We start from the raw sequence: 12,420 nt of genomic DNA, 5'->3' as shown, positions 1-12,420 counted from the left end.
CAGCCTGCGCCGCCTGGAGAACAATAATGAGCGACTACGACAACGAAGCACTCAACGCCATCCGCGAGGGCGTGCGTGCCCTGTGTGGTGATTTCCCTGCCGAATACTGGCGCAAGATCGACGAAGAAAAGGCCTTTCCGGAGGCCTTCGTCAAGGCCATGACCGATGCGGGCTGGCTTTCGGCGATGATCCCGGAAGAGTACGGTGGCTCCGGCCTGGGCCTGGCCGAGGCCTCGGTGATTCTTGAGGAAGTCAACCGTTGCGGGGGTAACTCCGGCACCATTCACGGCCAGATGTACAACATGTTCACACTGCTGCGTAACGGCAGCGAAGAACAAAAAGGCTATTACCTGCCAAAACTCGCCAGTGGCGAACTGCGCCTGCAGTCGATGGGGGTCACCGAGCCCACCACCGGCACCGACACCACCAAGATCAAGACCACGGCCGTGCGCAAGGGCGACAAGTACGTCATCAACGGCCAGAAGGTCTGGATCTCGCGCGTCCAGCACTCCGACCTGATGATCCTGCTGGCCCGTACCACACCGCTGGCAGAGGTGAAGAAAAAATCCGAAGGCATGTCGATTTTCCTCGTCGACCTGCGCGAAGCCATCGGCAACGGCCTGACCGTGCAGCCCATCGCCAACATGGTCAACCATGAGACCAACGAGCTGTTCTTCGACAACCTGGAAATCCCTGCCAGCAGCCTGATTGGCGAAGAAGGCAAAGGCTTCCGCTATATCCTCGACGGCCTCAACGCCGAGCGCACGCTGATCGCCGCCGAGTGCATCGGCGATGGCCGCTGGTTCATCGAAAAGTCCAGCCAGTACGCCCGCGACCGCGTGGTGTTCGGCCGCCCGATTGGGCAGAACCAGGGCGTGCAGTTCCCGATCGCCGAGGCGCACATCGAGATCGAAGCAGCCGACCTGATGCGCTGGCGTGCCTGTGCCGAATACGACAGCGGCAAGAACGCCGGCGCCGCGGCCAACATGGCCAAGTACCTGGCGGCGAAGGCCAGTTGGGAAGCCGCCAACGCCTGCCTGCAAACCCACGGCGGTTTCGGCTTTGCCAACGAATATGACGTCGAGCGCAAGTTCCGTGAGACGCGCCTGTACCAGGTGGCCCCGATCTCGACCAACCTGATCCTGTCGTACGTCGCCGAGCACCTGCTGGAATTGCCACGCTCGTTCTGACCGATGCCGCCCCTGGTCGCCAAGGCGCCAAGGGGCCCTGCCATGACAAGAGAGATAACCATCATGAGCCAGCCTACGGCAATCCGCCCGCTAGACGGCATCACCGTCATCAGCCTCGAACATGCCATTGCTGCGCCCTTCTGCACCCGTCAACTGGCGGACCTTGGCGCCCGCGTGATCAAGGTCGAACGGCCGGGGGTCGGTGACTTTGCGCGGGGCTACGATCAACGGGTCAACGGCCTGGCTTCGCACTTCGTCTGGACCAACCGCTCGAAAGAAAGCCTCGCTCTGGACCTCAAGCAGGACATCGCCGGCGACATTCTCGACCAGCTTCTGGAGCAGGCCGACGTGTTGGTGCAAAACCTGGCGCCGGGCGCCGCTGCGCGCCTGGGGCTGTCGTTCGAGGCGCTGCATGCGCGGTTCCCCACGCTGATCGTCTGCGACATTTCGGGCTACGGCGCGGGCGGCCCTTTTGAACAGAAAAAGGCCTACGACTTGCTGATTCAGAGCGAAGGCGGCTTTTTATCGGTGACCGGCGGCCCGGGTGACGAGCAGATGGCCAAGGCGGGCAACTCGATTGCCGACATCGCGGCCGGCATGTACGCCTACACCGGCGTGTTGTCGGCCCTGCTGCTGCGTGGCCGCACCGGCGAAGGCAGCCATGTGGAGGTGTCGATGCTGGAAAGCCTGGTGGAGTGGATGAACTACCCGCTGTACTACGCCTACGAAGGCGCGACCCCGCCGCCACGCGCCGGCGCGGCGCACGCGACCATCTACCCGTACGGCCCCTTCCCCACCGGCGATGGCAATACTGTGATGCTCGGTTTGCAGAACGAGCGCGAATGGCGCCTGTTCTGTGAGCAGGTGCTGCTACAACCCGCGCTGGCCGACGATGCGCGGTTCTCTGCCAACTACCTGCGGGTGGCCAACCGTGAGGCTTTGCGTGCACTGATCATCGAGGCGTTCGCCGCCCTGGACTTGGACACGGTGGTTGCGCGCCTTGATAGCGCCAGCATTGCCAACGCACGGGTCAACGACATGCAGGGGGTGTGGCAGCACCCGCAGTTACAAGCCCGCGACCGTTGGCGCCAGGTAGCCACGGCAAACGGCAGCATACCCAGCCTGCTGCCCCCGGCCAGCAGCAATGCCTACCGCCCACGCATGGACCCGGTGCCAGCCTTGGGGGAGCACAGCGAATGCATCCTCGCCCAGCTAGGGCTGTCTGCCGAACGTATACAGGAACTGCGCCGCGATGGGGTCATCTGACCGCTTCAGGCACAGCGTTGAATGATCGAGGACCACGACAATGACAACACACGACCTCAGCCGCTGGATTGGCCGTAGCGAAACCAGCCACGATCGCATCACCCACAACCTGGTCAAGCGCCTCGCGGCGACCCTTAGCGAGCCTGCACCCTCGGCGGGAGAACCCCTGCCCCTGCTCTGGCACTGGGCGTTCTTCCAGGACCCCGTCGAGGCCACCGGGCTGGGCGCTGATGGCCACCCCGCGCGCGGCGGTTTCTTGCCGCCAGCAGACAACCGCAACCGGATGTGGGCCGGCAGCCGCCTGACCTTCATCAGCCCTTTACAGGTGGAAGCGCAGGTAGCACGCCACTCGACGATTCTCAACGTCGAAGAAAAACAGGGCCGCACCGGGTCGCTGCTGTTTGTCACCGTCAGGCACGTGTATGTCCAGGATGGCCATGAAGCGCTGATTGAAGAACAGGACATCGTCTACCGCGAGCCCACCCCACCCAAGCTTGGCGGTACCGAGCCGGCACCCGCCGGCGCTTGGCAGGAGACCGTGACGCCCGACGCAACCCTGTTGTTCCGCTACTCGGCCGTCACCTTCAATGGCCATCGCATCCACTATGACTGGCCCTATGTCACTGACACCGAAGGCTACCCGGGGCTGGTGGTGCACGGGCCCTTGATTGCGACGCTCAATCTGCGCGCCTTTGCCCGTGCCAACCCCGCCGCCCAGATACGCCGATTCAGCTTCCGCGGCTTGCGGCCGTTGATTTCGCCGAACACCTTCGAGGTGGGTGGGCGCCTGCTCGAACGCGGCAAGGCGCAGCTTTGGGCAACCGCCGAAGCGGGCATGGCGCAAACCGCAGAAGTCGAATTCAGCCTGGAGGCCAGCCAATGAGCCAGGCCATCGTGCGCTCTGCCCTGTTCGTCCCCGCCAGCCGCCCGGAACGTATCGCCAAGGCGCTGGCCAGCGGCGCTGATCGGGTGATTGTGGATTTGGAAGACGCCGTTGAAGAAGCGGCGAAGGCGCAGGCGCGGGACAACCTGCAGGCATTTCTGGCCGAGCAGCCCGAGGCCTGCGTGCTGGTGCGGGTCAACGCCCCGCAGCATTGGGCGCACGCGGCTGACCTTGCGCTGTGCCAGCGTCACGCCGGTGTCAGTGGCATCCTGCTGCCCAAGGCCGAAACGGTCGAGCAAGTGCAGCGTGCGCGTGCTACCGGCAAGCCGGTCTGGCCAATTATCGAGAGCGCACGTGGGCTGGTCGCCCTGCCCTTGCTGGCGACCTGTGAGGGCGTCGAACGCTTGTCCTTTGGCAGCCTCGACCTCGGCCTGGACCTGAACCTGAACCTGCGCACAACCAGCGAAGCCGCCGAACAGGTGCTCGGGCATGCGCGCTATGCCGTCTTGCTGCACAGCCGCGCTGCCGGCCTTGCGCCGCCGCTCGATGGCGTGCACCCGGCCATTCAGGACGTCGCTGGCCTGCAGCGGCACGTACAGTTCGCTCGCGACATGGGCTTTGGCGGGGCCTTGTGCATTCACCCCAGCCAGGTCAGCGTGATTCATCGTGCCCTGCAGCCTTCGCCCGATGAGTTGGAATGGGCGCACCGCGTGTTGGCTGCGGCCGAAGGCGGTGCTGGCGTGTTCACCCTGGATGGGCAGATGGTGGATGCGCCGGTGATCCTGCGCGCCCGTGCCCTTGTGCACGCCGCAGGCAAGGGTGAATAGCCATGCCCGACGCCCGTCACGTGCAACAGTGCCCCAGCCCTCTGCTCACTGTGGCACAGGGCTTGATGGCAGAAGTCGGCTATGGCGCCATGAGCATGCGCCAGCTCGCGGCCCGCGCTGGCCTGCAGCCGGGCAGCCTTTACCACCACGTTGCGAGCAAACAGGACCTGCTGCTCGATGTATTGCTGGACATTCTCGCCCAGCGCCTCGACGCCTGGCGCCGAGGGCCCTACACTCGCGACCTGCGCGGCTACCTGCGGTTTCAACTCGCGCGCCAGGCATCGCACCCCTTTGAGGCGTTGTTGCTGCGCCACGAATCACGCCATGTCGAGCCTGGCCAACGTGGGTGGCTGGAGCAGGCGCTCAACCGTTCGCGAGCGCCTTTGTGCCAGATCATCGAACACGGTCAGCAACAGGGGCGTTACACGGTGGGGGATATCGCCAGCGCAGCCGAGGCGATTCTGGCCCTGATAGATACCGCCGAAGGTATGCGCCGTCGGCCAATGCCGGTGGATGACGCGAAAATCGAGGCCTGGGTGATACAGATGAGCCATGCGCTGCTGTCAGCATGCCCGCCTGCGAAACGACCGGCACGCGCCGCCCGGCTGACGGGAGCCGCCTGAAACCGCGTATCATCGGGCCTCACACCAGAGGCCTGTCATGTTCGATTGGGAAGACCTGCGTCATTTTTCTGCATTTATCAGCGCCGGCTCGCTGTCGGCCGCTGCCAAGCGCCTGGGGGTTGACCATGCCACCGTGGCGCGGCGGATCAGTTCGCTGGAAGCCTCGCTGCAGTTGAAGCTGGTGGACCGCCGCCCACGGGCTTACGCCCTGACCGAGCAGGGCGTGCGCGTTGGCGAGTTTGCCGAGCAGATGTTGGCATCCTCGTTTGCGCTGGAGCACTTTGCCAGTGCCGACCAACAGGCCGTTGAAGGCGAAGTCGTGATTGCCGCCCCGCCCGCGCTGTTGGGCAGCATGGTGGCGCGTAGGCTGGGCGAACTGTACAAACGTTACCCTGCCTTGCAACTCACCTTGGTCGGCAGCAAGTCGCGCGCGTCGCTGGCCCGCCGCGAGGCGGACGTGGCAATCACCTTGGCCAGGCCCACCGAGCCAACCCTGGTGGCCAGCCTGCTCGGGCATCTCGAATACAGGCTGTACGCATCGGCGCCCTACGTGCGCCGACGCGAACCGCACCTGTACATCGGCTACGACGACTCTCAGGCGAAATCCCCACAGCAGCGCTGGCTGCTGGAGCAGGCCGCAGGTCGCCCTTTCGCCCTGCACAGCAACGACCTGCGCATCCAGGCCCAGGCTGCGGCCGGTGGCGTGGGGGTAGCCTGCCTGCCCGCCTTCATGGCCGAGGAGTACGGGCTCAAGCAAGCCTGCGAGGACGACAGGTCGATGAGCATCGAAATTTGGCTGGCCGTGCACGAGGACGTGCGCAACACCCCCCGCATCAAAGCCGTAACGGATTTTCTGCTCGAGCAGGTCAAACCCCTGCTGCGCTTGTGAATTTTTGCAGATATCACCTGCACATCCTGGGAATTTGCACGCTCGCGTCGCGCCGCTAACCTTGTTCCATCGCTCGGCTGCACACGCTGGGCAATGCTGACCAAGAGGATTCACAGATGCAGTACGTCAAACTCGGCAACACCGGCCTGGACATCTCCCGACTGTGCCTGGGGTGCATGACGTTCGGTGACCCGGATGCCGGTACACATCCCTGGACCCTGGATGTGCAACAGAGCCGCCCGATCATTCGCCACGCGGTAGAGCAAGGCATCAACTTCTTCGACACAGCCAATAGCTACTCGGCGGGTACATCGGAAGTGATCCTGGGCCAGTTGCTGAAGGAATTCACCCGCCGTGAAGACACCGTCATCGCGACCAAGGTCTTCTACCCGGCGAACATGTGGCAAGGCGCAAGCAAGCCGAACGAGCAAGGCCTGTCACGCAAGGCGATCCTCAGCAGCATCGACGCCAGCCTGACCCGCCTGGGCGTGGATTACGTCGACCTCTACCAGGTTCACCGCTGGGATTATCACACGCCGATCGAAGAAACCATGGAAGCCCTGCACGACGTGGTCAAGGCCGGCAAGGCACGCTATATCGGTGCGTCTTCAATGTATGCCTGGCAGTTCGCCAAAGCCCAGCACGTCGCAGCGGCCAATGGCTGGAGCCGGTTCGTGTCGATGCAGAACTACCTCAACCTGCTGTACCGGGAGGAAGAGCGGGAAATGATCCCCTTGTGCCAGGACCAGGGCGTCGGGCTGATGCCCTGGAGCCCGCTGGCCCGTGGACGGCTGACCCGGCCCAAGGGCCAGGAAACCGCGCGCACGCTCAGCGATGTTTCTGGCAAGTCGTTTTATGCAGGGACAGAAGTCGAGGATGGCCGAGTGATCGATGTGGTCGAGCAGATTGCCAGTGAGCGTGGCTTACCCATGGCTCAGGTTGCCTTGGCCTGGGTGCTCAGGCACCGCGCCGTGACGGCGCCGATTATTGGCGCATCGAAGCCTGGGCATCTTGACGATGCCATTGCGGCATTGGGGCTGCAGTTGTCTGATGAAGAGGTTGCGCGGTTGGAAGCACCGTATGTACCGCATGCGGTTACCGGGTTTAAGTAGGGCTAGTGGGGCTGCAGACATCGAGCGCCGCCCGCGCGGCGCTTCGCAGCACAAGGCTGCTCCTACATTTTTTGGGCCAATTATTCCTGAGGCGGTCGCGCGCAAACATCACAGGCCTCACTGGCCCGAAACAGATGTGGGAGCAGCCTTGTGCTGCGAAGCGCCGCGCGGGCGGCGCTCGATCTCACAGACGCTAAAGAACGTGCGGCATGCGCATCTCGCTACGCCCCTCCCCCTCAGCCGCAACCTGATCGCCCTCCGGCCAGGCGCGTGGGTCCAGGTCTAGATCGCGGAACTGGCTAGCATCAAATACCGGTATCTGCACCCCGGCCTTGCGCTGCTGGTCATAATCGTCAATCAGGCGCAGCACCACCTTGCCCAACAACGCCAGTGCTACCAGGTTGACCAGGGCCAGCAAGGTCATGGTGATGTCGGCAAACGCGAACACCGTGCCCAGGTTCTGCACCGAACCCCACAGAATCAGCAACAGCACCACGCCACGATACACCAGGATCGGCCACCGTCGGTTACCCGCCAGGTAACGCAAATTATTTTCGCCCAGGTAGTAGTTGTAAAGAATCGAGGTAAACACGAACAACGCCAGCGCAACGCTGATAAATACCCGCCCCCAGTCGCCCACCACCGCCGCCAGCGCATCCTGGGTCAGCACCAGGCCATCCCCTTCGAAACCAGGCGTGTAGAAGCCCGACAGCAAAATCAGCAACGCCGTGCAGGTACAGATGACGAACGTGTCGAAAAACACACTGAACGCCTGTACCACGCCCTGGGCGGCAGGGTGTTCGACCTTGGCCACCGCCGCGACGTTAGGTGCACTGCCCAGCCCAGCCTCGTTGGCGAACACGCCGCGCTTCACGCCCATGACGATTGCACTGCCCACCAGGCCCGCAAACGCCGGCTCCAGGCCGAAGGCACTTTTGAAGATGGTGGCCAGCATGTCGGGCACGTGCTCGAACTGCAGCACGATCACATAGAGCGTTACCCCGATATAGGCCAGCGTCTTGACCGGCACCAGCAGGTCTGACACGGCGGCGATGCGCTTGATGCCGCCGATGAATACCAACCCAAGCAGGACAGCGATCACGATACCGCTATGGCCCGTCGAAAAGCCGAAGGCGTTCTGCAACGAATGGGTAACGGCGTGCGATTGCAGCCCGTTGAATGCAAAGCCGAAGGTCACCAGCAGCAGAACCGCCATCAGCTTGGCCAGCCACGGTCGATGCAGGCCATGGTGAATGTAGTACGAAGGGCCGCCGCGATACTGCCCATGGTCGTCGCAGCGCTTGTACAACTGGCCGAGCGAACATTCGAAGAAACTGCTGGCCATGCCCACCAGCGCGGTCACCCACATCCAGAACACCGCACCTGGCCCACCCAGGGTCACTGCCAGGCCGACACCGGCAATGTTACCAGCACCTACGCGCCCGGCCAGGCTCAGCATCAGTGCCTGAAACGAGCTGAGCTGGCCGCCGCTCTTGCGCAGGCTGTCCTTGAACACCGCAAACATGTGGAAAAAATAGCGAAACTGCAAAAAACGTGAGCGCCAGGTGAAATAGCTGCCCAACCCTACGATCAGCACAATCAGCACCTTGCCGGATAGAAAACCATTGATGGCTTCAAGCATGGTCAATACCTCTTTGTTTTTATTCGCGGCTTGAAACGGGCACACGCGTGCCCCTGCGCAGCGCCGCGGCCGCACATCGATTCTTTAGGGTGGAAATGGCCCCCCCGCGAAGCCGGGGGGTGCTGACAGCCTTAGCCGGCGTGACGCGCGTGGAAGCCGGCGATTCGGCGCCACATTTCGATAGGGTTGGAATACATCGGGAAGTGCCCGCACGCGGGGATGCTGGCCAGCTCTACACCCTGCGCCTGGATGTCCGCCAGGTAAGACAGGTGACTGTTCTGCTCGCCATACATGAACATGCGTGGGCACGGCAGGCCGAGGAATTTGCTCATCAGGTCGCCGTGGTCAGACAGCTCTACCATCGAGCTGAAGATCCCCCGCACGGCCTCTGCCCGCACTTTGTAAGGCAGGCTGGCAGCGTACAAGGCACTGGCCGGGTCACTGCTGTGCCGGGTGCGCTCGATGAACGCGTCGAAGAACACCTGCGGGTCATTGGCCGGGTAGTCATCAATCTGACGGCTGAGGAAGCAGTCTTCCGGGGCGATATTGCCTTCGATGTCGATGAAGCTGATCACCCGCTCGGGGCATTGATGCGCCAGCAGCAACGCCGTCAGGCCGCCCATCGAGTGGCCCACCAGGTGAAAACGCTGAATACCGAAGTGCTCCAGCACCTGCAACGCGGTCGCCAGCAGCAGCGGAATCGAAACACGTGAAAGGTCGCTGCAGTGGCTCTGCCCGCACCCCGGTGCGTCGTAGGCCACGAATGGGCGGCCGGCAAACGCCGGCTGGCGTGTCAGCCCTGCATAGTCTTCCTTGGTCGAGCCGAACCCGTGCAGAAACAGGATCGGCGCCCCACGGCCCTCTCGGTGGACAGTGGACAGTTCAAGGTCGACGCCCTCCACGTTCAAAGGCAGGACGAACTGGCGGAACGATTGGGATTCGGGCACGCCGTAAACTCCTCTTGTAGTTGAGAGGCACACTCTCGACGCCCACCAACACTCTGTAAATTCCTCATCAGCGATCAATTTCATAGGCCAAACCTATGAAATGCATTTGCTCAGCTGGTTTACCAATGCCTGCACCAGTGGGTTGGCGCGCTCGGCATTCCAGGCGTAGGTGGTGGTCACCACACTCACCTGCTGCGCCAGCGGGCGCATGACCACATTCGCCGGGGCCAGCTTTTTCATGGCCGCCGGTACCAGGGCGATACCCTGCCCGCAGCTGACGAAGGCTATCTGAGACGCCACCGAACGCACTTCGTGCAGCACTCGAGGCGAAAACCCGTTGGCGCGGCAGGTGGCAATCAGGTTATCGAAGTACAAGGGGCTGACCTTGCGCGCGAACATCACCAGCGGCTCGCTGGCCAGGCTCGCCAGCGCGATCTCGCTATGGTTTGCCAGTGGGTGATCAACCGGCAGTGCCACCATCAATTGCTCCTCGGTGAGCGGGCGCCATTCGATGCCCTTGCCCAGGTCGCCATCCAGCCTCGCGAACGCCAGGTCGATATCGCCCGCCTCCAGCGAAGGCACCGCCTCGACGCTGTCGATTTCGCGTACCGACACCGTGACCTGAGGGTGGTCCTGCTTGAAGCGCTCGATTACCTCCGGCAGCACGTCGAACATGGCCGACGAGATGGCACCGATGGTGACCATGCCCTGATGGCCCGCCACGGCTTCTTCCACGGCCAGTTCCAGGCGTTCGAGTTGGTCGGCGAACTTGCGCACCGCCGGCAGGATGGCGGCGCCCACCGGGGTCAACGCCGCACCGCGCCGGGAACGGTCGAACAGCTTGACCTTCAATGCCTGCTCAAGAATTTGGATTTGCTCGGTGAGCGGCGGCTGGGTCATGCCCAGGCGTTTGGCGGCCCGCCCAAAGTTCTTTTCCTCAGCAACAGCCAGGAACAGCCAAAGGTGGCGGATAAGGCGGAAATTGATCATGGCGGTTCCATAGGTTGGGCATATGTTTAACATCCTTGATAAGGAATATACCTATCAAACAGCCTGTCGGACACTCATGCCTCCTTCACCAAAGAGGTTCACCCATGAGCCAAGACAGCGTGCTACAACGCCTGGCGGCGCTGGACACCAACACCGTGTCCGACGCCCTCGACTTCCTCGGCCTGCCCGGCGCCACGTTCGGTCTGCGCCCGTTATGGCACTGCCCCAAGGTGGTCGGCCGCGCCAGCACTGTGCAACTGGCCGCCAAGACCGACCGTGCACCGACCGTGCACTTGATCAGCCCGGTGATCGAAGCGATCGCCAGTGATGACCGCGTACTGGTGATCGCCGGCGGCATCGACGGGATCTCTTGCTGGGGCGACATTCTGGCCAATGCCGCCGTGGCCCGGCACGTGCGCGGCAGCATCATCGACGGTTGCAGCCGCGACATCGACGGCAGCGCCGACATCGGTTATCCGGTGTATGGCCGTGGCGTGACCATGGTCAGCGCACGCAATCGCGTGGTCCAGGTCGACGCGGCCTGCACCGTCCAGGTGGCAGGTGTAGCAGTGGATGAAAACGACTACGTGATTGCCGACAACTGCGGCACCGTCTTCGTCGCCCAAGCCCACATCGCCAAGGTGTTGGAGCTGGCCGAGCGCATCGCCCGTCGCCAGGCCGGCATGGTGGATGCCGTGCGGGCTGGCCGCTCGGTGGCCGACGTGATGCATGACAGCCAATTTGATGCGATCAATACGGAGCACCACCGATGAGCGAGCAGGACACCGACGGCGGCATCCAGCGCCTGAACCTTAACCTGGCCAGCGCCCGCCCCTCGGCCACCTACGGCATCATGGACCGCGTTGCCCAACGCCGCGCGGCGGGGGCCACGATCATTTCGCTGTGCGCGGGCGAGCCAGACTTCGACACACCGGCGCACATCCGCGACGCCGCCAAGCAGGCGATCGACCAAGGCCATACGCGCTACACACAAGTGGCTGGCAGCCGCGCCCTGCGCGAAGCGGTGGCGGCCAAGTTCCGCAACGAGAATGGCTTGCAGGTCGAGTGGCAGGACACATTGGTCGCCAGCGGCGGCAAACAGGTGATCTACAACGCCTTGGCAGCGACCCTCAATGCCGGCGACGAGGTCATCGTGCCAGCGCCCTACTGGGTCAGCTACCCGGAGATGGTCCAACTGTGTGGCGCCCGCAGCGTGATCGTCACGTGTGAGGCCAGCAGCGGTTTCAAGCTGACGCCTGAAGCGCTTGGTGCCGCGATCACGCCGCGCACCCGCTGGCTGATCCTCAACTCGCCGTCCAACCCGACCGGCGCGGTCTACAGCGTTGCCGAGCTGCAGGCCTTGGCTGCGGTGCTGCTGGCAAACCCACAGGTATTGGTGCTGGCGGATGACATTTACGAGCACCTGATTTTCGACGATCAGCGCTTCCATACCCTGGCCCAGGTGGAACCTCGGCTCGCCGAACGCACGCTGACCATGAACGGCGTATCGAAGGCCTATGCCATGACGGGCTGGCGCATCGGTTTCGCAACGGGCCCGCGCTGGCTGCTGGCGGCCATGGAAAAGCTGCAGGGGCAACAGACCTCGGGTGCGTGTTCGGTCTCTCAGCAGGCGGCGGTTGCTGCGCTGGTAGGCCCGAAAGCGTTCATCCATCAAAGCCGGGACGTGTTTCAGCGCCGCCGTGACCTGATGGTGAAGGCGATTGATGGGATCCCAGGGCTGCACTGCGAGCAACCGGCCGGGGCATTCTATGCCTTTGCCAATTGCGCCGGGCTGATCGGCAAGTCCTCCCCGGGTGGTCGTTACCTGGCCACTGACGAGGATGTCGCGCTGGCCCTGCTCGACGAAGCCGATGTCGCCGTGGTGCATGGCAGTGCTTTCGGGCTCGGGCCTTACCTGCGCATTGCCTACGCGCTGGACGATGCGTCGCTGATGGCAGCGTGTGATGCGCTCGGGCGCTTCTGTCGCGCGGCCAGGTAGGAGCAGCCTTGTGCTGCGAAGAGGCCGGTGCAAGCAGCGAAGATTGAGGGTG

General features: G+C 63.3%; 12 protein-coding genes. 9 read left to right on the top strand and 3 right to left on the bottom strand.

Annotated features, from left to right (window positions below):
* The first annotated feature begins 26 nt into the window (after positions 1 to 26).
* From QOS90_RS13575 to QOS90_RS13545, 7 genes are all read left to right on the top strand, one after another.
* Positions 27 to 1,190, top strand: a complete 1,164-nt coding sequence (locus QOS90_RS13575; protein ID WP_085272894.1) for an acyl-CoA dehydrogenase family protein — start codon at positions 27 to 29, stop codon at positions 1,188 to 1,190.
* A 63-nt stretch (positions 1,191 to 1,253) separates the two neighbouring features.
* Complete coding sequence (locus QOS90_RS13570) at positions 1,254 to 2,456, top strand: CaiB/BaiF CoA transferase family protein (protein WP_027593334.1); 1,203 nt, start codon at positions 1,254 to 1,256, stop codon at positions 2,454 to 2,456.
* 40 nt (positions 2,457 to 2,496) lie between these two features.
* A complete protein-coding gene (locus QOS90_RS13565; RefSeq protein WP_085272895.1) occupies positions 2,497 to 3,339 on the top strand; it encodes an HTD2 family dehydratase in 843 nt (280 codons plus the stop codon).
* A complete protein-coding gene (locus tag QOS90_RS13560) occupies positions 3,336 to 4,166 on the top strand; it encodes an HpcH/HpaI aldolase/citrate lyase family protein (protein WP_085272896.1) in 831 nt (276 codons plus the stop codon). The genes QOS90_RS13565 and QOS90_RS13560 overlap by 4 nt, the downstream gene beginning before the upstream one ends.
* A gap of 2 nt (positions 4,167 to 4,168) precedes the next feature.
* Positions 4,169 to 4,789 (top strand): TetR/AcrR family transcriptional regulator, encoded by a 621-nt coding sequence (locus QOS90_RS13555; protein WP_027593337.1) that lies wholly within the window; start codon positions 4,169 to 4,171, stop codon positions 4,787 to 4,789.
* 37 nt (positions 4,790 to 4,826) lie between these two features.
* A complete protein-coding gene (locus tag QOS90_RS13550) occupies positions 4,827 to 5,678 on the top strand; it encodes a LysR family transcriptional regulator (RefSeq protein WP_085272897.1) in 852 nt (283 codons plus the stop codon).
* Positions 5,679 to 5,794: 116 nt separating this feature from the next.
* Positions 5,795 to 6,790 carry an aldo/keto reductase gene (locus QOS90_RS13545; protein ID WP_085272898.1) on the top strand — a complete coding sequence of 332 codons (996 nt, stop codon included), beginning with the start codon at positions 5,795 to 5,797 and terminating at the stop codon, positions 6,788 to 6,790.
* Positions 6,791 to 6,983: 193 nt separating this feature from the next.
* On the opposite strand, the gene QOS90_RS13540 is transcribed toward QOS90_RS13545, so the two are convergent.
* The 3 genes from QOS90_RS13540 to QOS90_RS13530 all read right to left on the bottom strand — a co-directional run bounded on the left by QOS90_RS13540 (position 6,984) and on the right by QOS90_RS13530 (position 10,369).
* Positions 6,984 to 8,432 (bottom strand): alanine/glycine:cation symporter family protein, encoded by a 1,449-nt coding sequence (locus tag QOS90_RS13540; RefSeq protein WP_085272899.1) that lies wholly within the window; start codon positions 8,430 to 8,432, stop codon positions 6,984 to 6,986.
* A gap of 131 nt (positions 8,433 to 8,563) precedes the next feature.
* Positions 8,564 to 9,379, bottom strand: a complete 816-nt coding sequence (locus QOS90_RS13535) for an alpha/beta fold hydrolase (protein WP_027593340.1) — start codon at positions 9,377 to 9,379, stop codon at positions 8,564 to 8,566.
* 93 nt (positions 9,380 to 9,472) lie between these two features.
* The gene (locus QOS90_RS13530) at positions 9,473 to 10,369 is read right to left on the bottom strand and encodes a LysR family transcriptional regulator (RefSeq protein ID WP_085272901.1); all 897 of its coding nucleotides are present in this window, start codon (positions 10,367 to 10,369) and stop codon (positions 9,473 to 9,475) included.
* A gap of 104 nt (positions 10,370 to 10,473) precedes the next feature.
* On the opposite strand from QOS90_RS13530, the gene QOS90_RS13525 reads away from it, so the two are divergent.
* Together QOS90_RS13525 and QOS90_RS13520 are read left to right on the top strand one after the other, a co-directional pair.
* Positions 10,474 to 11,142, top strand: coding sequence for an RraA family protein (locus tag QOS90_RS13525; RefSeq protein WP_085272902.1), 669 nt, complete (start codon positions 10,474 to 10,476; stop codon positions 11,140 to 11,142).
* Positions 11,139 to 12,368 carry a pyridoxal phosphate-dependent aminotransferase gene (locus tag QOS90_RS13520; protein WP_085272903.1) on the top strand — a complete coding sequence of 410 codons (1,230 nt, stop codon included), beginning with the start codon at positions 11,139 to 11,141 and terminating at the stop codon, positions 12,366 to 12,368. Before QOS90_RS13525 ends, QOS90_RS13520 begins: the two co-directional genes overlap by 4 nt.
* The last annotated feature ends 52 nt before the right edge of the window (positions 12,369 to 12,420 follow it).

It is taken from the genome of Pseudomonas sp. LAIL14HWK12:I10 (assembly GCF_900184205.1).
GTDB lineage: Bacteria > Pseudomonadota > Gammaproteobacteria > Pseudomonadales > Pseudomonadaceae > Aquipseudomonas > Aquipseudomonas kermanshahensis.
Note: the sequence above shows the minus strand (reverse complement) of the source record. Positions and strands in the feature narration are given on the sequence as shown.

Excerpts from the sequence above, each read along its gene's own strand:
- QOS90_RS13550 (WP_085272897.1), top strand. The coding sequence starts at position 4,827 with ATGTTCGATTGGGAAGACCTGCGTCATTTTTCTGCATTTATCAGCGCC.
- QOS90_RS13565 (WP_085272895.1), top strand. The coding sequence starts at position 2,497 with ATGACAACACACGACCTCAGCCGCTGGATTGGCCGTAGCGAAACCAGC.
- QOS90_RS13530 (WP_085272901.1), bottom strand. The coding sequence starts at position 10,369 with ATGATCAATTTCCGCCTTATCCGCCACCTTTGGCTGTTCCTGGCTGTT.
- QOS90_RS13570 (WP_027593334.1), top strand. The coding sequence starts at position 1,254 with ATGAGCCAGCCTACGGCAATCCGCCCGCTAGACGGCATCACCGTCATC.
- QOS90_RS13555 (WP_027593337.1), top strand. The coding sequence starts at position 4,169 with ATGCCCGACGCCCGTCACGTGCAACAGTGCCCCAGCCCTCTGCTCACT.
- QOS90_RS13540 (WP_085272899.1), bottom strand. The coding sequence starts at position 8,432 with ATGCTTGAAGCCATCAATGGTTTTCTATCCGGCAAGGTGCTGATTGTG.
- QOS90_RS13545 (WP_085272898.1), top strand. The coding sequence starts at position 5,795 with ATGCAGTACGTCAAACTCGGCAACACCGGCCTGGACATCTCCCGACTG.
- QOS90_RS13520 (WP_085272903.1), top strand. The coding sequence starts at position 11,139 with ATGAGCGAGCAGGACACCGACGGCGGCATCCAGCGCCTGAACCTTAAC.
- QOS90_RS13560 (WP_085272896.1), top strand. The coding sequence starts at position 3,336 with ATGAGCCAGGCCATCGTGCGCTCTGCCCTGTTCGTCCCCGCCAGCCGC.
- QOS90_RS13525 (WP_085272902.1), top strand. The coding sequence starts at position 10,474 with ATGAGCCAAGACAGCGTGCTACAACGCCTGGCGGCGCTGGACACCAAC.
- QOS90_RS13575 (WP_085272894.1), top strand. The coding sequence starts at position 27 with ATGAGCGACTACGACAACGAAGCACTCAACGCCATCCGCGAGGGCGTG.